Source organism: Glutamicibacter soli, from assembly GCF_052322135.1.
Classification (GTDB): Bacteria; Actinomycetota; Actinomycetes; order Actinomycetales; family Micrococcaceae; genus Glutamicibacter; species Glutamicibacter soli.
Genome location: NZ_CM125969.1, coordinates 3295297 through 3315646, shown reverse-complemented (window position 1 = coordinate 3315646; position 20350 = coordinate 3295297). Strand labels below are relative to the sequence as shown.

18 protein-coding genes are annotated in these 20350 nt (G+C 64.8%); 11 read left to right on the top strand and 7 right to left on the bottom strand.

Annotated features, from left to right (window positions below):
- Positions 1 to 125: 125 nt before the first annotated feature.
- The 4 genes from ACTX90_RS15730 (at position 126) to aqpZ (ending at position 4578) form a co-directional block, all read left to right on the top strand.
- Positions 126 to 1037, top strand: a complete 912-nt coding sequence (locus tag ACTX90_RS15730; protein ID WP_047120252.1) for a LysR family transcriptional regulator — start codon at positions 126 to 128, stop codon at positions 1035 to 1037.
- A gap of 120 nt (positions 1038 to 1157) precedes the next feature.
- Entirely contained in the window at positions 1158 to 2216 is a 1059-nt protein-coding gene (locus ACTX90_RS15725) for an FUSC family protein (protein WP_443442383.1), read from the top strand.
- 169 nt (positions 2217 to 2385) lie between these two features.
- On the top strand, positions 2386 to 3672 hold the full coding sequence (locus ACTX90_RS15720) for an SH3 domain-containing protein (RefSeq protein ID WP_443442382.1): 1287 nt from the start codon (positions 2386 to 2388) through the stop codon (positions 3670 to 3672).
- A gap of 141 nt (positions 3673 to 3813) precedes the next feature.
- A complete protein-coding gene (aqpZ, locus tag ACTX90_RS15715; protein ID WP_443442381.1) occupies positions 3814 to 4578 on the top strand; it encodes an aquaporin Z in 765 nt (254 codons plus the stop codon).
- Between the two features lie 163 nt (positions 4579 to 4741).
- Here the strand turns inward: aqpZ and ACTX90_RS15710 are convergent, their stop codons facing one another.
- The 5 genes from ACTX90_RS15710 to ACTX90_RS15690 form a co-directional block, all read right to left on the bottom strand.
- Positions 4742 to 6283, bottom strand: a complete 1542-nt coding sequence (locus ACTX90_RS15710) for an ABC transporter ATP-binding protein (RefSeq protein WP_443442380.1) — start codon at positions 6281 to 6283, stop codon at positions 4742 to 4744.
- Positions 6276 to 7127 (bottom strand): ABC transporter permease, encoded by an 852-nt coding sequence (locus ACTX90_RS15705; protein WP_443442379.1) that lies wholly within the window; start codon positions 7125 to 7127, stop codon positions 6276 to 6278. The genes ACTX90_RS15710 and ACTX90_RS15705 overlap by 8 nt, the downstream gene beginning before the upstream one ends.
- Positions 7120 to 8070 carry an ABC transporter permease gene (locus ACTX90_RS15700; protein WP_231736047.1) on the bottom strand — a complete coding sequence of 317 codons (951 nt, stop codon included), beginning with the start codon at positions 8068 to 8070 and terminating at the stop codon, positions 7120 to 7122. Before ACTX90_RS15700 ends, ACTX90_RS15705 begins: the two co-directional genes overlap by 8 nt.
- Positions 8071 to 8074: 4 nt before the next feature.
- A complete protein-coding gene (locus ACTX90_RS15695; protein WP_443442378.1) occupies positions 8075 to 9457 on the bottom strand; it encodes an ABC transporter substrate-binding protein in 1383 nt (460 codons plus the stop codon).
- Between the two features lie 379 nt (positions 9458 to 9836).
- Complete coding sequence (locus ACTX90_RS15690; RefSeq protein ID WP_053798911.1) at positions 9837 to 11120, bottom strand: MFS transporter; 1284 nt, start codon at positions 11118 to 11120, stop codon at positions 9837 to 9839.
- A 231-nt stretch (positions 11121 to 11351) separates the two neighbouring features.
- Between ACTX90_RS15690 and ACTX90_RS15685 the strand changes: the two genes are divergently transcribed.
- Positions 11352 to 12122, top strand: a complete 771-nt coding sequence (locus ACTX90_RS15685; protein WP_047120245.1) for a CPBP family intramembrane glutamic endopeptidase — start codon at positions 11352 to 11354, stop codon at positions 12120 to 12122.
- Positions 12123 to 12128: 6 nt separating this feature from the next.
- Entirely contained in the window at positions 12129 to 13316 is a 1188-nt protein-coding gene (locus ACTX90_RS15680) for an MFS transporter (protein WP_443444034.1), read from the top strand.
- A gap of 50 nt (positions 13317 to 13366) precedes the next feature.
- Here ACTX90_RS15680 and ACTX90_RS15675 read toward each other — a convergent pair whose 3' ends face one another.
- The gene (locus ACTX90_RS15675; protein ID WP_443442377.1) at positions 13367 to 14065 is read right to left on the bottom strand and encodes an MBL fold metallo-hydrolase; all 699 of its coding nucleotides are present in this window, start codon (positions 14063 to 14065) and stop codon (positions 13367 to 13369) included.
- Between the two features lie 298 nt (positions 14066 to 14363).
- On the opposite strand from ACTX90_RS15675, the gene ACTX90_RS15670 reads away from it, so the two are divergent.
- On the top strand, positions 14364 to 15713 hold the full coding sequence (locus ACTX90_RS15670) for an MATE family efflux transporter (RefSeq protein ID WP_443442376.1): 1350 nt from the start codon (positions 14364 to 14366) through the stop codon (positions 15711 to 15713).
- On the opposite strand, the gene ACTX90_RS15665 is transcribed toward ACTX90_RS15670, so the two are convergent.
- Positions 15666 to 16364, bottom strand: a complete 699-nt coding sequence (locus ACTX90_RS15665) for a GntR family transcriptional regulator (RefSeq protein WP_443442375.1) — start codon at positions 16362 to 16364, stop codon at positions 15666 to 15668. The genes ACTX90_RS15670 and ACTX90_RS15665 overlap by 48 nt on opposite strands.
- Before the next feature lie 150 nt (positions 16365 to 16514).
- On the opposite strand from ACTX90_RS15665, the gene ACTX90_RS15660 reads away from it, so the two are divergent.
- The 4 genes from ACTX90_RS15660 to ACTX90_RS15645 all read left to right on the top strand — a co-directional run bounded on the left by ACTX90_RS15660 (position 16515) and on the right by ACTX90_RS15645 (position 20186).
- Positions 16515 to 17828 (top strand): MFS transporter, encoded by a 1314-nt coding sequence (locus tag ACTX90_RS15660; RefSeq protein WP_443442374.1) that lies wholly within the window; start codon positions 16515 to 16517, stop codon positions 17826 to 17828.
- A gap of 56 nt (positions 17829 to 17884) precedes the next feature.
- The gene (locus ACTX90_RS15655; RefSeq protein WP_113607093.1) at positions 17885 to 19114 is read left to right on the top strand and encodes an alpha-hydroxy acid oxidase; all 1230 of its coding nucleotides are present in this window, start codon (positions 17885 to 17887) and stop codon (positions 19112 to 19114) included.
- Positions 19115 to 19233: 119 nt separating this feature from the next.
- A complete protein-coding gene (locus ACTX90_RS15650) occupies positions 19234 to 19848 on the top strand; it encodes an HdeD family acid-resistance protein (protein ID WP_160309103.1) in 615 nt (204 codons plus the stop codon).
- 38 nt (positions 19849 to 19886) lie between these two features.
- Positions 19887 to 20186 carry a hypothetical protein gene (locus tag ACTX90_RS15645; RefSeq protein WP_047120238.1) on the top strand — a complete coding sequence of 100 codons (300 nt, stop codon included), beginning with the start codon at positions 19887 to 19889 and terminating at the stop codon, positions 20184 to 20186.
- The last annotated feature ends 164 nt before the right edge of the window (positions 20187 to 20350 follow it).

Genomic DNA, 20350 nt, shown 5'->3' with positions numbered 1-20350 from the left:
TGCCCGCCCCGGGCCGTGCGCTCGCTCGCCGGAACCGGCGCACCGCAGGATTGCGATCCCGCGGTGCGCCGGTTTTCGCATGCCCCGACGTGGTGACCCGCGGCGCGTGGTGCAATGGACAGGTGATGTTAAGGCAGTTGGAATACTTCGTGGCGCTGGCCAGGGAACAGCATTTCGCGCGGGCCGCCGAGGAATGCAATATTTCCCAGCCGGCGCTCTCCGAATCCATCAGGAAACTTGAAACCGGTCTCGGGGTGCCGCTGGTGCGACGCGGCCACGCGTTCCAGGGGCTGACCCCGGAAGGCGAGACGGTGCTGCGCTGGGCCCAACGCCTGCTGGCGGACCGCGATGCGCTGACCCAGGAGGTGGCGGCGCTGCAGTCCGGACTGACCGGCACGCTGCGCCTGGGTGTGGTGCCCGCCGCGTCCTCCACGGTGGCCCAGCTCTGTGACGCCTTCGCCCGCGCCAACCCGAAGGCCCGGGTCCATGTCCAAGGCAGCCTGCGCTCCACCGAGATCATTGCCCAGATCCGCAGCTTCGAACTCGATGCGGGGCTGGTCTATGCGGACCCGGCGGAACTTGGCGGACTGCTCGCGCTGCCGCTGTACCGCGAGGAGCACGTGCTGCTCACCAAGGAGGGCATGTTCGCCAGTGCGGGGGAGCCGACCGCCGTGGACGAGGTGCTCTCGCTGCCGCTGTGCCTGCTGGATTCCTCCATGCGCGGCCGCCAGCTGCTGGACGAGGTGCTGGCCTCCCATGGGCGCAGCGCCGAGCCGCGCATCGAGTGCGACTCGATGATCACGCTGCTGGCGCAGGTGGCCACCGGCCGCTGGGCGAGCGTGGTCCCGAAGCAGTGGCTCGCGCCCCTGGGCGAGTTGCCCGGCGTGGTCCAAACGCCCCTTGTCAGTCCGCGGATCACCAGCCAGATCAGCTTGGTCATCCCCGAGCACCAGCCGCTGCCGCTCTTATTACGCGCATTACTCTCTGCGACGGGCGACGTATATCCGTCCGTCACAAACGATTTTGACTTGGCTTGATATGTTTTTCCGATTGAAACATCAAAAATAATACTTGGACATGATCAAGCTCTCGATGCAACTCTGAAAAGGCAGAACCGTTCCTTTCCGCAGGAAGCTGCGCGAACCAGAGGAGCGATCATGGCCAACTTCCAGAATGCGCCAACCGAGCAGGCCAGCGCCCCGACATCCCGAATCCCAACCCCGGCGCTGGCCGCCGCGGCGTGGCAGCGCCTGGTGCTCTCCCACAGCCCCGAGATCCGCCCCGCCCTGCGCGTGGGCTTCGGGCTGGCGATCCCCGGTGCGGCACTGATGCTCCTGGGGCACGTGGACCTCATGGTCTACGCGGTCTTCGGTTCGGTGGTCGGGATGTACGGACGCAGCCCGCACCGGCTGCAGCGCCTCAAGGACCAGGTCCTGGCTGGAACCATGATGCTATGCGCCGGAATTTCAGGCATCGTCATCGCGCCGTGGGGGCCGGACGGCTGGGCATTGGTCGCCGGGGGCATCTTCTGGGCCTGCGCCAGCTCGCTGACCACCGACCGCTACGGCCTGAAGCCCGGCGGCTCGTTTTTCCCGGTCTTCGCCTTCGGGGCGCTGGCCAGCCTCCCGGTGGGGCAATCGCCGTCCACGGCGGGGCTGGCTGCATTTGTGCTCACCGCGCTGTTCTGCATCGTTCTGGGGCAGACCGCCCGCTTCGGTGCCGCGGCCCGGGGATTTCCCGGACACGAGCCGATCGGCTGGCCCGACGCGCTGCGCCGCTCGGCCTGCTACGCCAGCGTGGTGCTGCTGGCCGGCACCTTGGCCATCGGCCTGCAACTGGAGCACCTGCAATGGGTCATGGCCGGAGCGGTGGTGCCGCTGGCGGCCGGCAACGCCCGCGGAAGGCTGCGCAGGGGTGTGCACCGCGTGGCAGGCACCGTGGCGGGGCTGGTTGTCCTGCTGGGCATCTACTATCTGCAGCTGCCGGAGCTGGCCCTGGGCATGGTGATCATCGCGCTGATGTTCCCCGCCGAGGGCTACATGACGCGCAACTACGGGCTGGCGCTGAGCTTCTTCACCCCGCTGATAATGCTGATGCTGGAGCTCGCCGACCCGAGCGTCAACGCGGACGTGCTGTGGGAACGCGCCGCGGGGAACCTGCTGGGCGTGCTGGCAGGAATCCTCGGAGCGCTGCTCTTCGATCGCAAACCCCGCTGACGATGCCCCGGATTCGGCCTGGACGTAGCATGATTAACTATGTCAGGCGTCGAATCGGCAATCTCGCTCGCACCGGGAACGGCTTTGCGCAGGACACCAGTCAAGCCCGCGCCTCTCGGAAGATTCCACTGCCGTGAAAACACATTTCAGTTCATCTCGACGATTCGCCGTGTCAACCGCCGGCGTGCTGCTGGCCGGTTCGCTGGCCCTGGGCGGTTTGGTGCCGGCCAGCGCGGCGCAGCCGCTCCCGGCTGCCGCGCCTGCCGCGGCACCCGGAACACTGCAGGCGGCCGCCGCCAAGCGGGTGACCCAGATCAAGACCACCAGCAACCTGAACATGCGCTCCGGTTCCAGCACCGCCTCCCGCGTGATCCTGACCATCCCGAAGAACAAGACAGTAGCGGTCAAGTCCCAAGCCTCCAACGGCTGGTACCAGGTCACGTACAACAAGAAGACCGGGTGGATCTCGAATAAATACGCCAAGGTCACCAAAACCGCCGCCACCGGCGGAACGACGAGCAGTGCGAAGAGCGTGAAGCTGTGGGTCACCCCGAAATCCACGATGAACATCCGCAAGGGCGCGGGAACCGGGCATGCGGTCGTCGGCAAGCTCAGCAAGGGGCAACCGGCCTACGCAAGCTCCAAGACCGCCAACGGCTGGTACAAGATTTCCACCCAGGGCAAAACCGGATGGGTCTCCGGCGCCTACGTCACCACCTGCTCCAAGGGCTGCGCCATTGACGCAGGCCCGTACACCACCAACCGCGCTGGCCTGTCGGACCGCTACTTCACCAAGTCTTCCGGCGCAGACCTGCATGCTTCGGTCAACGGCAAGAAGCGCATCGGCGACATCCCGAAGAATTCGATCGTCTACCGGGACGCCGCATGGGAAAAGAAGGCCGGCCCGGTCTCCGGCTGGTACTACGTGCGCACCCAGGGAGCGGACGGCTGGATGAAGGCTTCGGCGCTGAAGCGCAGCACCAGCGCCAAAACCAGCAACACGAGCAAGATCACCCGCAGCAAGGTGCAAAAGCAGGCCAACGGGAAGCTGCCCGAGTCGATGCTGGTGGCCCTGAGCTGGGACAAGGAAAAAACCCTCATCGCCGCCCCGGCCGCCGCGGATCTGGGGCGGCTGAATTCGGCCTTCAAGAAGAAGTTCGGGAAGAACCTGGACATCGATCTGGTCTACCGCACCCTGGACACGCAGAAATTCCTCTACCAGGAGCTCGGCTCCTACATCGCGGCCAAGCCGGGAACCTCGAACCACGGCTGGGGATTGGCCATCGACGTCCCGGAGACCTACAACTACTCGTTCAAGGGCAAGTACTACAAGTGGCTGAAGGCCAATTCGAAGAAGTACAACTGGATCCACCGGAAAAATCTGGAAGAATTCCGGTCCAACGGAAGCCGAAATCCGTACGCCGAAGCATGGCACTTCGAATACGTCGGCAAATAATTCCCATGTCATGACAGGCAACAAATCTTTCTTGAGAATGAATGTCGGAAATCTTTTCAATAGAGAGATCTCCCAGTAGCCTTAGGGCACGGCTCACGCTGTCGTGGAACTCGCTTCATCTTTTGAGGAATGGAACAAGACATGTCAGATACGTCCGCGCCGACAACCGGCGCCAAGATTGCTGCCGAATTCCTGGGGACCTTCGTTCTCGTCTTCGGCGGCTGCGGCTCGGCGATTTTCGCAGTCAAGGTGATTTCCGATGAAACGGTCAATATGGGCATCGGCTTCCTGGGTGTTGCCCTGGCCTTCGGCTTGACCGTGCTGATCATGGCGTACGCCGTGGGCCACATCTCGGGCGGCCACTTCAACCCGGCCGTCACCATGGGTACCGCCGTCGCGGGCCGCACCGCATGGAAGGACGTCCCGACCTACATCATCACCCAGATCGTCGCGGCTTCGGCCGCCGGCGCGGTGCTGTACTGGATCGCCAGCGGCAAGGACGGCTTCGACGCCGTCGAATCAGGTTTCGCCAGCAACGGCTACGGCGACCGTTCACCGGACGGATACTCCATGCTGGCCGCGCTGGTGGCCGAGATCGTGCTGACCGCCATCTTCCTGTACGTGATCCTGGGAGCCACCGACCGCCGTGCTCCGAAGGGCTTCGCCCCGCTGGCCATCGGCCTGTCGCTGACCCTGATCCACCTGGTCGCCATCCCGATCACCAACACCTCGGTCAACCCGGCCCGCTCGCTGGGCGTCGCCTGGTTCGCCGGCGGCGAGGCGCTGGGCCAGGTCTGGCTGTTCATCGTGGCGCCGCTCATCGGCGCCATCATCGCCGGCGCCAGCTACAAGATGCTTGAGCCATCCGTGAAGGCCGCAACCCGCGAGGGCTTCGACCCGAAGTAAACCGGCCATAGCCCAGGCGGCCTCATGGGGCCTTGGAATATTTCACACCTGTGTGGATCTTCCAAGGCCCTTTGCCGTCTGTGATGACGGGCTTCACCAGGGCATTCAGGGTGAGGGCGCTCAGCGCGAGCCGAGGCTGGGAGCCTGCCGGCGGTGGAAAGACCTAGTTCAGCACGGCTTTCACCGGGGCGGGAATGTCCAGTGCGGCCACCAGGTCCTTGCTGTGCTGGTGCTTCGGGCTGGACAGGAAATCGTCGAGCCGTCGGTGTTCCACCAGCCGCCCCTCGTAGAACACCGCGACATTGTCGCTGACGTAGCGGATTACGCCCATGTCATGGGAGATCACTACCAAGGACAGACCCAGGCGGGTGCGCAGCCCCAGCAAGAGATCGAGAATATGGCGCTGCGCTACCGAATCCAACGCCGATGTCGATTCATCGCAGACAAGCACCTGCGGCTTGGCCAGCAATGCCCGGGCGATGGCCGCGCGTTGCAGCTGGCCGCCGGAGCACTGGCCTGGTTTTCGATCCAGTAGTTCGACCTGCAGCCCCACCTGGTCCAGCGCCGCATCTATCTCCGCCGAGGCTTGGTCGGCAGGCAGCCGGTGCACGGCAGCAAGCAAGCTCGTACGCAACGGCAGCCTCGGATCAAAGGAAGAGAAGGGCTCCTGAGCGATCAGCTGGACGGCGGCAGATTTCCCGTCGCGTTCGGGGCTCAGGATCTGCCCTTCCGTGGGTTTTTCCAAGCCTGCGAGCAATCTGGCGAAAGTGCTCTTCCCCGAGCCCGAACGCCCGACGACGCCCAGGACTTCGCCACCATGCAAGCTCACGGTGGTGGCCTGCAGCGCGGCGGGCCCCTTGGCCTTGCGTGTGTAATTCTTTCCCGCGCCCACAACTTGAAGCAGGGAACCGGCGGCAAATTCCCTTGGCGCGTGCGCGGCCGGCAACGCGGCCTCGATCAATTCACGCCGCTTGGCGTGGCTGTCCTTGGCGAAAAGCTGGGATGTCAGGCAATGGTCGACAATCGCCCCATCGCTGACCACCAGCACGCGGTCGGCGATGTGCTGGATGCTGGCAATGTCGTGGATGATCAATAGGACGCCTAGGCCGCGTTCAAGCTGCTTGCTGCGCAGCAGCTGCAGCGTTTCCGCTTTCAGAATGGAGTCCAGCGAGGAGGTCGGTTCGTCGGCGAGGATGAATTCCGGGTCGGCTGCCAGGGCGATGGCAAGCATGGCCCGCTGCGCCATTCCGCCCGAGAGCTGGTCCGGGCGCTTGCCGGCGATATCGGCGGCGGGAGAGAGCCCGACCTCTTCCAACAGGGACTGGACTTTTGCCTCGTGTTTCTTGGCCTTGCCCGGGCCGAAGACTCCCAGTGCTTCCAAGAGGTGGGAGCGAATGCTCATGCGCGGATTCAGCACCCGCTTGGGCTGTTGGAAGAGCATGCCGATGCGCCGCCCGCGCACCGTATCCATGGCCTTTCCTTCCAGCTGGTCGATGCGTTCGCCATCCAGCAGTATCTGTCCCTCGGCCTGCAGCTGCGGCGGGAGCAACCCGATAATTGCCTTGGTCAGCAACGTCTTTCCAGAGCCGGAACGGCCCACCACGGCTACCAGCTCGCCGGAGCGGATAGCCCCGGACATGGCAGTGAGCAGGGTTTTCCCGCTGCTGCGCACCGACAGATCGATGAATTCAAGTGATTCAGTCATTGGCTTCCGCCTTGGTCTCGGTGGCCAGCACGTCTTGCCCGTTCAGCGCACGGGTGATGCGGTTGCCCAACAGGGTGACGCAGAAGCTCACCAGGAAGATCGCGGCGCCGGGAGCGACCAGGCCCCAGGGAGCACGCAACGCGTGCGGCTGCGCCTCGGCCAGCATGGAGCCCCAATCCGACTGCGGGGGCTGGACACCGATGCCCAGGTAAGACAGCGAACCCAGCAGCACCAGCAACAGGCCGAAACGCAGGGCCGTCTGGGCCAGTACCGGCCCCGCCAGATAGGGCAGAACATGGTGGCGGAGAACGAACCAGCGCGAGGCGCCAGCATGCCTGGAAGCCTCGACATGGTGGGTCGACAGGGCCTGGGACGCCATGGAACGCACCAGACGGGCGGTAGGCGTCCATGCCACCACTCCCACGGAAAGCACCATGGTGGAAAATCCCGGCCCCATCACGGCGATGATCAGCAGCGCAATCACGATCTCCGGCAGCGCCAGCAGCAGGTCGTTGGCGCGCAGGAACAGTTCATCCAGCCAGCCTCCGCGCAGCGCGCTGAGCAGGCCGAGAACGGTGCCCACCAGCAGCGAAAACAGCGTGGTGATGAACGCTACCGACAAGGAGAAGCGTCCGCCGTGCAGGACGCGGCTGAAGGTGTCGCGGCCCAGGGCGTCGGTGCCCAGCAGGTGCGCCCAACTGGGCTGCTGCAACCTGTCCGCCAGGGACTGGGCATCCGGGTCGTAGGGGGAAATCCACGGAGCCAGCAGGGTCATGAGCAGCACCAGCAGCAAGATGGCCGCCGGCCAGCTGACGAAGATCGAACGCAGCATTTTCCTAGCCACGGCTGGCTCCTATCCGTACCCTTGGATCTGACCGGCGGTGCAGGAGGTCGATGATGCCGGTAGCCAGCACCGCGCAGGCCACCGCTACCACCACCCCGCCTTGGGCTACCGGGATGTCCGCGTCGACAATGGCGTCGAAGATCAGTCGGCCCATGCCCGGGATGGCGAAAATGACCTCGACGATGACCGAGCCGCCCAGCAGGCCGGCGAACCACACACCCACCATGGTCCACAGCGGCAGCAGCCCGTGCGGGATGACATGGCGAACCAGGGTGCGGGTGGCGCCCAACCCGCGGGCGCGGGCAGCCAGCACATGTTCGGAGTCCAGCGCCTGCAGGATGCCCGAGCGCACGGCGATGGTGAAGAAGCTGATGGGGCGCAGCGAGAGGACCAGCACCGGCAGCACCATGGAGGCGGGGGAGTCGAAGCCCGCCGAAGGCAGCCAGGACAGGCGCACGGCGAAGAGCAGCACCAGCAACGGCGCCAACGCGTATTCAGGGATGGCGATCAGGGCATGGGTGGCCGAGGTGATCACCCGATCCGGCCATCCTTCGGCCCGCACCGCGGCGACAACTCCCAGCATGATGGAGACCAGCACCGCCACCAGCAAGGCGGTTCCGGCCAGCGAGAGGGTAACGCCGATGGCGGGCAGCACCAGGTCGGCGACCGGAGTGCCGCTGATATAGGAGATTCCCATGTCTCCGCGGAAGAAGCGGCCGAGCCAGCGGCCGAATTGCAGCAACAGCGGGTCGTAGAGCCCGAACTGCTCGGCATAGGCCTGCACGGTGGCCTCGTCCATGGCGCCGACGTCCATGCGGGCGCGCAACATGGATCGCACCGGATCCCCGGGGGAGACGAAGGGAACCAAAAAGACCGCGAAGGATGAAAGCAGGACGGCTGCGCCGAGCCCGAGGACCCGGCGCAGCGCGGTGGCGAAGTGCACCAATTTACTTGGTCTTCGCCAGGTCCTTGGTCAGCACGTATCGGGTCAGCGGGTCCTGGACGTACCCCTGAACGGTGCTGCCGAGCGCGTCGATGGCCTGCTCGTTGACCAGCCAGACATTGGCTGCGTCCGCGGCCAGGACGTCGCCTGCCTGGCGGTAGAGATCATGGCGCGTGGCCTGGTCGGTTTCCGGCAGCGCCTTCTCGATCAGTGCGTCGAAGTCCTTGTTGCAGTAGTGGCTCAGGTTGTAGCCGCCGTCGCAGGTGTAGTCGGACTGCAGGAAGCCGATGGGATCGGCAATGTCGATCATGCGGTTGCGCTGGCTGAGGATCATGTCGTAGTTGCCTGCCAGCACCTCGGGCTCCACCGAGCCGTAGGATTTCGTGACAACATTTGCCTGCAGGCCAATCTGCTTGAACTGCTCCTGGATGATGGCGCCCACCCCTGCGAACTCCGCGCGCTCGGTGATGGCGATGATTTCCAGCGGCTTGTCCTGCTGGTAGCCGGAATCGGCCACCAGCTTCTTGGCCTCTTCGAGATTCACCTGCGGTACCTGCAGGTCCGGGTTGGCCCAGCTCTCGCTCGGAGCAAAGGGGCCGGTGGCTGGCTGCGCGGCACCTTCGTAGACGCTGGCGGCGATGGCCGGCAGATCCAGCGCCATGGTGGCGGCCTGGCGCAGCTTCAAGTTGTCGAAAGGCGCCCGCGAGTTGTTCAGGTAGAGGGTTGCGGTGCGCGGGGAATCGGCCTTGAGCACCTTCACCGAGTTGTCGGCTTCGAGGGTGGCCAGGCTGGTGGCGGGGATGGACATGGAGATGTCCGCCTCGCCGGTCTGCACCTGGGTGGCGCGGGTAGGACCTTCGGTGATGTAGCGGATTTCGCCGCCGGCGAGCTGGACGTCACCGCCCCAGTAGTTCTCGTTGCGGTCCAGGCTCAGGGACTGCCCGGCCTTTTCGGAGACTGGGATGAACGGGCCGGTGCAGTGGCCGAAGGGGTCGATGCCGTCGGCACCGTAGGCCGCAGGCGCCAGAATGCCGGCGTTCACACTGGCCATGCGGTAGGGCAGCAGCGGATCGGCGGCAGGGGTGGTGACGCGCAGGGTGTCGGCGTCAACTGCACTCACCTTGGAGATGGTCTTGGGATTGACGGCACGGGCCGGAGCGGTCGCCTTGAGCACGTGGTTCAGCGAAGCGGCAGCGGCCTTGGCGTCCAGGGCGGTGCCATCTTGGAACTTGACGTTCTGACGCAGGGTGAAATCCCAGGCGGTGTCCGAGGACTGCTTCCATGACTCGGCGAGCATCGGCTCGATATTTTGCGTGGTGGAGTCGTACTTGACCAAGGTCTCCAAGCAGCCGGCGATGGAAAGCACATAGGCGTCATCGCTTTCCAAGGCCCAGTTCGAAACCGGGGCCCGGAAATTAGCTACCACCGCGCGGGCCTCTCGGTCCACGGACGGTGCCGAAGTAGGGCTCGGGGTGGAAGCGCTGCAGGCAGTCAAGGCGAGGGCAGTAGCCGCAAATACTGCGGTTGCGCTCAGTCGTCCAAGGTTCATGGAAGTCCTTCGGCATTACGTGATGAATTAGCTTCTAATGCAATAGAGCCTTGGTAAGCGTATCCTAATCGCCTGGAATATTTGGCGGTGTGACCGCGAGCGAGGCTCCTGGGAAAACATGCTTCCATCACGGGTTCGCTCAAAAATCACATTGAGTAGGGGGGAGTTGCTATGGAATTTGGAAGTTCTGTACACCGTTGACCAAGTGTGCTGCAGTTCACGTCCTGTCTGGCGCTGTGCCCACGCCGCGGGCAATGCCGGCGGCCCGCCAGGAAGCCAGCAGCAAAGGCAGGATCAGCACCATCCACGGCAGGAAGCCTGGCACTACCAGCTGGCCCGCCTGGGTCGCCAACCATCCGATGAGGACATTTCCCAGCAGCACCGCCAGACCTCCGCAGCTGGCGAGCAATCCGAAGTAGGAACCGGTCGGCCGTTCGCCGGCAAATTGGGGAACCAGCGAGAGCGCTGTCGGATGCACGCTCATATGCCCCAACGTCAGCAAGGTGATGGCACAGAGAATCCGCAGCAACCCCGCGTCTGGTTCGAAGGCCGAGGCTGGAACAAATGCGAGCACGCCGAATCCCAAGGCGCTGAGCAAATATCCGCAGCGCAAGGTGGCCTCGGCGCCGATGCGAGCGGCAACCCATGAAACTGGAAGCTGGAGGGCCAAGGTCAGGATGGAAATCCACGCGAAGAGCACCCCCAGCCACTGGGCCGGATGATTCAGCCGTTCGAGCTCGAGCGGGATGGCGAGGTAGAGCTGATTGTAGGCCAGAAGGTCTGCCGCGTGCAGTCCGCAGAATGCCAGGAACCTCCGGTCCTTGAGGCACTGCCGCAGGCTTCCGCTGCGAGGAGGCGGCACGGGGACATAATTGGCGGATTGGTTCGGGACGTCGGTGGTTGCCGGCTTGCGCAGGGCCACGGCAAGGAAGATGCCGATGGCGACAAAAAAGGCAGATCCAAAACCGGCAACCGTCGAAAAACCCCATCCCCACAGAGCGGCACCGACCAGCGGTCCGGTGACGGCGCCTATTTCGCCGGTGATGCTCAACCAGGCGAAGAGCGTAGCGCGTTTGGCTTCGGCGGCCCGCTGCTGATCGAGTGCCTTCTGGGCATTCGCCACCAGAATATTCAGACCCGGGGAGAAAAGTGCCCCGCCGAATCCGGTGCACAAGGTCCCCAGGATGAACAGCCAGAGTATTGGGCTGCTACCCCAGAGGGAAGCCGCCAACATGAGGAAGCCCGAAGCGCGCACCGCGCAGCCAATCAAAATCATGATCCGGGCGCCGAAGCGGTCCGCGAGGCTGCCGCCGGCTAAAAAGAGGCCTTGCTGGGCAAAGGTCCTGATACCGAGAATCAGCCCTACCGCGGCAGAGGCAAGCAAGAAGTCCTTGGCCAGAACTACCGCGAGAAAGGGAACTACTGCGTAGAAACCGATATTGAAGAGTGTTTGGGTGCCAAGAAGCACCGAAACCTCGAAACGGGAGGAGCTGGTTTTCATGGACCTCGATAACAGTGATCTCTCCTGCAACGCAGGCTTCTTAGATTCTAGCCAAATGACGCGCCAAGGGTAGGGTCCTGATTCTTCGGAACTCTTCGGTGGGCACGAGCTCATTCGCACGTGCCTGCGTGGATTCCTGATGGCTCGGACGTGCCATCCGCGGCCTATCGGGATCACGGCGGCCTGCTCGAACACTGCGGATCCACAGCAGGGGCGGATAGGCTAGGAAACATGCACCAGCTGCCTGACTACCCGAACTATCCTGTTGTTCCCCGACGCAGACAGCGTGTATTCGACGCAGGGCGGTTCACCCGCGGCGATCTGTTCACCGTGCTGGCCTACATCGTGTTCTTCGTGCTCGGCGGGGCGAGCCTGATCGGGCTGATCCCCGGCTACATCGGCGCCTTCGAAACCGAGCAGCAGGCGCTCTTCGGCATCAACCTGATCCTCTACGTGTCATTCTTCGTGCTGGCGATGATCCAGTGCGGGCCGCAGTTCTTCGACTCGTTCAAGACCATGCGGTACTACCCGTGGGCCAAGTGGCTGATGCTGCCCGGAGGCTGGATCATCACCATCTTCTCCACCGCGATCGTCTCGCTGTTCGTAGGACAGATGGCCACGAGCGAGAACCAGGCGATGCTCGAAGAGATGTCCAACGCGGTGCCGCTGCCGGTCATGCTGGTGGTGACGGCGCTGTTCGGTCCGTTCGTGGAGGAATACCTGTTCAGGCATCTGCTGATCGGCAAGCTCTCGCGCAAGCTCAATGTCTGGGTCTGCGCGGTCATTTCCGTGGTGGCTTTCGCCAGCATCCACTTCGTCGGTTCCGGCATCGGGAATTGGACCGAGATCCTTCCCTACATCATGCTGGGCGTGATGATGTCGGTGGCCTATATCCTGTCCGGGAAATCAATGGCCTACTCCTACATGCTGCATGTCATCAACAACGCCATCGCGTTGCTGATGGTCTACCTGGTCTACCCGCTGCTGCCGCAGGGAATCTAGCTCTTGGTGTTCAGCGGCCACGAACCCGGCACCCCCGCCTATCGGGGCATGCTGCTGGCGCTCTTTGCCAGCGGTGTCGCCACCTTCTCCCAGCTGTACGCGGTGCAGGGGCTGCTCCCGGTTATCGCCGAGTACTTTGCGGTCTCCTCCTCGGACGCGGCGCTCACGGTCTCGGCCGCGACCCTCGGCCTTGCGCTGGCAGTCACCCCCTGGGCCATCATTTCCGACGGCATCGGGCGCCGCAGGGTCATCGCCATCGCGTTGGTGGCCTCGGTGGTCCTGGGGCTGCTCAGCTCCGCGGCTCCGAGCTTTCAGTGGCTGGTGGCCATCCGCTTCCTCGAAGGGATCGCGCTGGCCGGGGTGCCCGGCAGCGCCCTGGCCTATCTGGTGGACGAGGTCAGCGCGAAAACCGTGGCGGTGGCCAGCGGCACCTATATTTCCGGCACGACCCTCGGAGGCTTGGCCGGGCGCCTGCTGGCCGGATTCGCGGGCGAACCTGCCGGGTGGCGCTGGGGCGTCGCGGCGGTCAGCCTGATGGCTGCGCTGGCGACACTCTTCTTCCTGGCCAAGGCGCCCGCGGCCCGGGGCTTCACACCGATCCGCAACCGGAACCTGCGGTCCATCGGAGCGAAGTTCGCCCAAGCGCTGCGGGGACGGATGGTGCTGCTCTACGCGCAGGGCTTCCTGCTCATGGGCGGCTTCGTCGCCGTGTACAACTACCTGGCATTCCGGCTTGAAGCCCCGCCGTTCCTGATCCCAACCTCGCTGGCCGCCCTGGTGTTCCTGGCCTATCTCTCCGGCACCTACACCTCGGTGGCCAGCGGGAAGCTGGTCATCAAGTTCGGCAGGAAAAACACCCTGCTGGGCAGCATCTTCACCAGCGTCCTCGGCCTGATCGCCACGCTGAGCGGGAGTCTGGTCGTGATCATCGCCGGGCTGCTGGTCTTCACCGCGGGTTTCTTCGCCGCCCATGCGGTGGCCAGCGGCTGGGTGCCGGTTCTCGCGTCGCAGGCCCGAGCGCAGGCAGCCAGCCTGTACAACCTCTTCTACTACATCGGATCCTCGCTGCTCGGCTGGCTGATCGGCATCCCATTCATAGGCCACGGCTGGCCGTTGGTTGTGCTCTGCGTCGGCGGACTGCAGCTGGCGGCAATGCTCCTGGCCTCCTTCCTGAGGCCCGCGAGATCGCGGTGACCAGCAGGAATCCATTATATTCCATGAAAAGAATATAAAATTCTTCCCGCTCAGGTCAGGTGGTCGAAGTGCCCGCCAACCCAGCGCGCGTAGCGTTCGGCTGAAAACTGGACGATGCGGTGGGCATCGCGCGGCACCACGCTGGAGAAGTTGTTGTACAGCCGGTCGAACTCCAGCTCGCCGACCTTGGCCGCCAGCCGGCGCACCACCGCGGCGGAAAGCGGGATGCGGTTGGGGTAGCTGCGCAGGAACGTCACGTTGCCATCGGCCACGGGGAAAATCGCGTCTCCCGCCAGCAGGACGCCCCGGCCTCCGGCTCCCGCCGGCCACAGGGCCACCGTGCTTCCGGGGAAGTGCCCGCCGACCTGGTGCAGCCAGACTCCAGGCAGCACTTCGAAGGGTTCGTCCCATTCGACAACTGCGTTCGAGGAATACTGGACCCACCCGGCGTCCTTGCGGGCCACATAGATCGGCGGGTCGCCTAGGGCTTGGCTGTACTGCTGCTGCACCCCGTACATGTGCGGGTGGCTGGCGACGATGGCCCGCAGCGGACCGCGCTCCGAGATCCGCCGGACCGCCTCGTCGGTGATGATTCCCGGGACGTCGAAAAGCAGCGACCCCGCTGCCGTTTCCAGCAGCAGGCCACTCTGGCCGATGCCCACCTCCGGCGCCGTCACCGCGGTCAGGCCAGGTTCCAGCGTGGTGAACTCAAGGTCGTGGCCCGCCGCGACGAGATCCTCGGTGCTCACCCAGCGTTGGGTTCCGCCCGGGATGTACTGGCGTTCATCGGCGCAGATGGGGCATTGGCCGGCAGGTTCGCGACCGGGCGGGAACTCGACGGCGCAGCCTGCGCACTGCCAATGCCGTACGGAACCGCTGGGCGCAGCGCTCGCTGGAATATCTCGGATCACCGGGTTGCCTTTCGCCAGGTGCAGTGTTCGGTGCTCCCCAGTATGCCCAGCGACGGACGCCGGCGGAATAGCCATGCCGCGGGAATCGCGTAGCGTCGCGACGCCGAATGGCGACTTGGGGGTGGGGCTTCGTAGAGTGGAGCAGGTGAGCTCACCTACGCCCGTTGAACCCAACCGCAGCATTTCCCGCCAGATCCTGGCGCTGGCAGTGCCCGCCTTGGGCGCGCTGATCGCCGAACCGCTGTTCCTGATTGCCGATTCGGCCATCGTGGGGCACTTGGGTGTCGCCGAGCTGGCCGGCGCCGCGCTGGGCACCACGGTGCTGCAAACCGCGGTGGGCCTGATGATTTTCCTGGCCTACGCCACCACCCCAGCCGTGGCGCGGGCGCTCGGTGCGGGGCAGCCTGCCCGGGCCATGGCCGCGGGCCGCGACGGCATGTGGTTCGCTGTTGCGCTGGGTGTGCTGCTGACGATTGCCGGGTATCTCGGTGCCGAGGCGGTGGTCCGCGGCATGGGCGCCGAAGGGGCGACCGCGCAGTTCGCCGTCGACTACATCCGCTATTCGCTGCCCGGGCTGACCGCCATGCTGCTGGTCTTCGCGGCCACCGGCATCCTGCGCGGCATGCAGGACACCAAAACGCCGTTGGTGGTCGCCACCGCGGGCTTCGGCCTGAACATCGTGCTGAACTTCGCCCTGGTCTACGGCGCGGACCTGTCCGTGGCCGGCGCCGCGCTGGGCACCTCCATCGCCCAGTGGATCATGGCGCTGGTGTACCTGTGGATGATCATGCCGAGGATCCGCCGGGAAAACGTGCCCCTGGCCCCGAGCTGGTCCGGCTTCATCTCCACCGGGCAGGTCGGCTCGTGGCTGATGCTGCGCAACCTGACCATGCGCGCCGCCCTGCTGCTCACCGTGGTGGTGGCGACCAGTGCCGGGGAGCAGACCCTGGCCGCCCACCAGCTGGTCTTCACGGTCTTCTCGTTCCTGGCCTTCGCGCTGGACGCGCTGGCCATCGCCGCGCAGGCGATGATCGGCAAGGAGCTGGGCCGCGGGGACGCGCAGCAGGTGCGCAAGCTGACCGGGATCATGAGCCGCTGGGGCATCTACTTCGGCCTCGCTACCGGGGTATTCCTGCTGGCGACCTCATGGGTGTTCCCGATGGTCTTCACCGCAGACGAGCAGATCCGCTCGCTGACCACCGTCGGGCTGTGGGTGCTGGCGCTCGCGCAGCCTTTGTGCGGGCTGGTCTTCGTGCTGGACGGCGTGCTGATCGGCGCGGGGGACGCCCGCTACCTGGGACTGGTCGGCGCGCTGAACCTCGCCGTCTACGCGCCGATGCTCTGGGCGGTGCACCGCTTTGCCCAAGGCCCGCACAGCGCGCTGGTCTGGATCTGGATCGCCTTCTCGCTGGGCTACATGGCGTCGCGCGGCGTGACGCTATTCGTGCGTTCGCGCGGCACCGCATGGATGCGCCTGGGCGCCTGATCCCGCGGTTTCAGATCTGGGCAGGCCCAGCATGGCGGAGCGGATCGAAGCCAGGTGCGAGCGCATGGCCTGCGCCGCGCCGTCGGCATCGGCCCGGGCCAGCGCGGCCAGGATCGCGCGGTGCTCGGCGATTTCTTCCGACTGGGACATGTAGGGCTGCATGGCCGGCAGGACGTAATGGGCGCGGGCTGTCTGCGCGAAGCAGGTGTCCAGCGCCGCGAGGATCCGGGAGTTGCGCGCCGCATGGCTCAGTTCGCTGTGGAAGAGCCGGGCGGCATGCATCGAGGCGATCGGGTCGCTGACCGCGAGCCGCTCCTGGTCGTCCAGGAGCCCCTGCAGGCTCTGGATCAACTGGGCGCTGTGCATCCGGGCCACCTGGCTGCACACATGCGGTTCGAGCAGCAGGCGCATTTCGAGCACTTCGTAGACGTCGTTCATCGAGATGGCGCGGACCAGATAGCCCTTCTTCGGCAGGATCTGCAGCAGTCCCTCGCTGGTCAGCTGGCGCAGCGATTCGCGCACCGGGGTCTTGGAAACGTTGAATTCCTGGGCGAGCGCGGGTTCGATGAGCATGGAGCCGGGAGCCAGGACGCCGCTGTTGATACGCTCGCGCAAGGTGACGGTCAGTCGCTCGGAGATAGAACCTGCCATGAGTCCCCATTTTTCTCGGTGCCCGCAGCGACCGGAATTTTTGTAATGTTTGGGATCCAGTTCACTTTTGATCCCGAGAACACCTTAGTCTGGATTGAAATATATTTCAGGAATCTCACAGCTGAAATCCGGACGAAGGAGACCACTTCCGTGACCACACTTCAGCACGTTGCAAGCGCCCAGACGCAGCGAAACCGCCGCAGGGCACTTTTCGCTTCGGTGTTCGGAACCGCCATCGAGTGGTACGACTATGCGCTGTACGGCGCCGCCGCCTCCGTGGTGATCGGCCCACTCTTCTTCTCCGGGGCCGGCGAATCCGCCGCGTCCATTGCGGCCTTTGCCACTTTCGCCGTGGGCTTCGTCGCCCGCCCGCTGGGCGGTGTGGTCATCGGGCACCTGGGCGACCGCTACGGGCGCCGCCCGGCGATGCTGCTGTCGATCATCCTGATGGGCGTCGCGACCGTGGGCATCGGGCTGCTGCCCACTGCGCAGACCTGGGGCGCCTGGGCCGTGGGGCTGCTGGTGTTCTTCCGCCTGGTCCAGGGATTCGGCGCGGGCGCAGAGCTGACCGGCGCCATGACGCTGGTCGCCGAATACGCCGAACCCAAGAAGCGCGGCTTCTACACCTCGTTGGTCCTCTCGACCCCTCCGCTGGGCATCGCGCTGGCCACCATCTGCTTCTTCGCGGTGTCGCTTCCCGGCGAAGAGGTGCTGCTGGGCTGGGCCTGGCGCATCCCGTTCCTGATCTCAGCCCTGCTGTTCGTGGTGGCCATCTACATCCGCAACAAGCTCGAGGAAACCCCTGAATACGCCAAGACGATGGCCGCGGCGAAGGCGAACGCCGACAGCGCCAAGCTGCCGGTGCGCGAGGTCTTCGAATCCCACACCCCGCGGGTCGTCCTTGGGTTCTTCGCCATCACCGGGCACAACGCGGTCAACTACATCATCGCGGTCTTCTCGATCAGTCTGATGGTCTCCTCCGGCATGGATCGCTCGTCGGCCCTCCTGGCAGTCACCCTCGGCTCGCTGGTCTCGGTGCTGCTGACCCCGGTGGGCGGCTGGCTGGCCGACCGCTTCGGGGCCTCCAAGGTGCTGGCGGCCGGCAACATCTCCGGTGTGCTGCTGACGTTCCCGATCTTCTGGATGTTCTCAACCGACCAGTTCGTGCTCGGCCTGCTGGCCGTGGCCGCCGGCTACGCCTTGATCATCCCGTGCACCTCCGGTGCGCAGGGCGCGTTCCTGACCGAACTCTTCCCGGTCAAGGTGCGCTTCTCCGGCATCGCCATCGCCCGTGAGCTGAACGGGGCACTGGTTGCCGGGCTCTCCCCGCTGATCGCCGCGGCGCTGCTGGAACTGGGCAACGGCTCGATCACCCTGCCCGCCACCTACCTGGCCGCCTGCTGCCTGTCTTCGGTCATCGCCATCTACCTGGGGACCCGCGCGGCCAAACGCCAGCTGTACTAGGCTGGCGCCCGCGCGCCACCATTGCCAACCACGAGTACTACCTAAGGAACAACGACATGGGAAACCTCAAGCGCCAACTGCCGGATCTGGGTGAACTGGTGAGCCTGATGAGGTTCAAGGTTCCATCCACCGACCGCCGCGCGGTCCGCCTGGCAGCGGCCGCCGACCTCTGGGACCTGCGCAAGATCGCCAAGCGCCGCACGCCCACCGCGGCCTTCGACTACGTGGATGGCGCAGCCGGCCGCGAGATCACCGCGGACCGGGCCCGCCGGGTCTTCGACTCGGTGGAACTGCTGCCGCGCATCCTGCACGGCACCGCACATTCGGACCTGTCCACCACTATCGCCGGCGGGCACTCGGCCCTGCCCTTCGGCATCGCCCCGACTGGCTTCACCCGGTTCATGCACTCCGAAGGCGAAATCGGTGGTTCGCGTGCGGCGATGAAGGCGGGGATCCCCTTCAGCCTCTCCACCATGGGCACCCGCTCCATCGAGGAGGTCGCCCACGCGGCCCCTGAGGGGCGCAAGTGGTTCCAGCTGTACCTGTGGAAGGACCGCGAGAAGTCGAAAGCGCTGGTCGAGCGCGCCGCCGCCGAAGGATTCGACACCCTGCTGGTCACCGTGGACACCCCGGTGGCGGGGCAGCGCTTCCGCGACACCCGCAACGGCATGAAGATTCCGCCGGAGCTGACCCTGAAAACCGTGCTGGATGCCTCCTACCGTCCGGAGTGGTGGTTCAACTTCCTGACCACCGATTCGCTGAAATTCGCCTCGCTGTCCGATACCTCGGCGGACTTGCCGACCATCATCAACTCGATGTTCGACTCTTCCTTGGACTTCGAGGACCTGAAGTGGATCCGCGAGCTGTGGAAAGGCAAGCTCTTCGTCAAAGGAGTGCTCACCGCCGAGGACGCCGCCAAGGCGAAAGCCGCCGGCGCGGACGGCCTGGTTGTTTCCAACCACGGCGGACGCCAGTTGGACCGGGCGCCGATCGCTTTCGAAGCCCTGAGCGAGGTGCGCGCAGAAGTCGGCGAGGAGATGGAGATCATCATGGACTCCGGCATCATGTCCGGTGCCGATATCGTGGCCAGCCTGTGCGCCGGAGCGGATTTTGTACTCATCGGACGCGCCTACCTGTACGGCCTGATGGCCGGCGGCGAACAGGGTGTCACCCGCGCCATTGAGATGCTGGCCAAGGAAGTAGAGGTCAACATGCAGTTGATGGGAGCTGCAAGCATCAAGGACCTCACCCCCGAATTGATTCGCCGGCGCACCACCGTCGGCTAGCGGGCATTGCCTCGGCGTCGCCGGCCCGCGAACCTCCCCTTGGAAGGACGGTTCGCGGGCCGGTGTGATTAAGCCCGGCCAAAGTGGCGGATAGTTCTATCGGCGGTAGAATGGAAAGCGTGCCAGCACCAAAAACCACTCAAGTTCAAGCCCAAGATGTTTTCCGCCCCGTATTGCTGCGTGGCCTGACTGCGGCGATCTACGCGCTGCTGTCCATCTTCTGGGTGGGCGCCGACGAGAAGGTCTTGTCCTACTCGACGGCGGCGTTCCTTGTGGTCACCGGCGTGTTCATGTGGCAGTACGTCACCGTGGACAGCGCTCCCGAGAAGTCGCGCGGCCCCTACGCGCTGGGCGCCGGCTTGATGCTGATGGCAGGCATCGCCACCATCTTCGCCACCACCACCATGTGGATCGGCCTCCTGGCCGCCTTCGCCTTCCTGGTCACCGGCCTGGTCGAGCTGTACGTCTTCTTCACCCTGCGCGCCCAGTTCCCGCCATTCCGCAACCAGCTGGTCACCGGCGTGGTCGGATTGATTCTGGCCGCTGCGACGATTTTTGGTTTCAACATGGACGCCCACGCAATGTTCGGCGTCATTGGCGGCGGCGCCATCGTGCTCGCCGTGTTCGTCCTGATCGCCGGTTTCGGCCATCGACATGAAATGAAAGCCCCCGAGGCCGCTGACGGCCTGGAAACCGGCGGCACCTCGAATCCCGGCACCGACGGGACCAACTAGCCTTGACGACCTCAGCAAAAGTAGAAACGGAGTTCCCGGTGGGAAACAACCCGAAGAAGAAGCAGCCGTGGAGCCAGTCCATCAAGGGCCCGCTGAGCTTCTCTTTGATTTTGGCCCTCGTCGCCGGCGGCGTCGGCATGATCACCTCGACCGGTGGATCGCAGAACGAGATCCGACTGGATGTCGGACTGGCCTGCTTCGGCATCGCCTTTGTCGCCAGCCTGCTGGTCATTTCCGTCTTGACCATGGCGTCGAAGGAAAACGACCCGGAATTGGGCAAGGGCACCGGGGTGAATCGATCCTCGGCCAACCCGGACAAGAAGTTTAAAAAAGACTGATAATAAACTTGACCAAGCGTCGCGACGCGCTGGGACTGTCCGTCTGAGGAAGTCCCGGCGCTTTGTCGTTTGGTGGAGCCGAGCGTGCCCCGGCGCACGTGCAGTGCACTAACTAAGGAATCAAGTGAGCAGTACCAGCAAGAGCACGTCCGAAGACGGCACCC

Bases quoted from the DNA above. Each gene is read 5' to 3' on its own strand.
- ACTX90_RS15690 (WP_053798911.1), bottom strand. From the start codon at position 11,120: ATGAAAACCAGCTCCTCCCGTTTCGAGGTTTCGGTGCTTCTTGGCACC.
- ACTX90_RS15730 (WP_047120252.1), top strand. From the start codon at position 126: ATGTTAAGGCAGTTGGAATACTTCGTGGCGCTGGCCAGGGAACAGCAT.
- aqpZ (WP_443442381.1), top strand. From the start codon at position 3,814: ATGTCAGATACGTCCGCGCCGACAACCGGCGCCAAGATTGCTGCCGAA.
- ACTX90_RS15685 (WP_047120245.1), top strand. From the start codon at position 11,352: ATGCACCAGCTGCCTGACTACCCGAACTATCCTGTTGTTCCCCGACGC.
- ACTX90_RS15710 (WP_443442380.1), bottom strand. From the start codon at position 6,283: ATGACTGAATCACTTGAATTCATCGATCTGTCGGTGCGCAGCAGCGGG.
- ACTX90_RS15665 (WP_443442375.1), bottom strand. From the start codon at position 16,364: ATGGCAGGTTCTATCTCCGAGCGACTGACCGTCACCTTGCGCGAGCGT.
- ACTX90_RS15655 (WP_113607093.1), top strand. From the start codon at position 17,885: ATGGGAAACCTCAAGCGCCAACTGCCGGATCTGGGTGAACTGGTGAGC.
- ACTX90_RS15725 (WP_443442383.1), top strand. From the start codon at position 1,158: ATGGCCAACTTCCAGAATGCGCCAACCGAGCAGGCCAGCGCCCCGACA.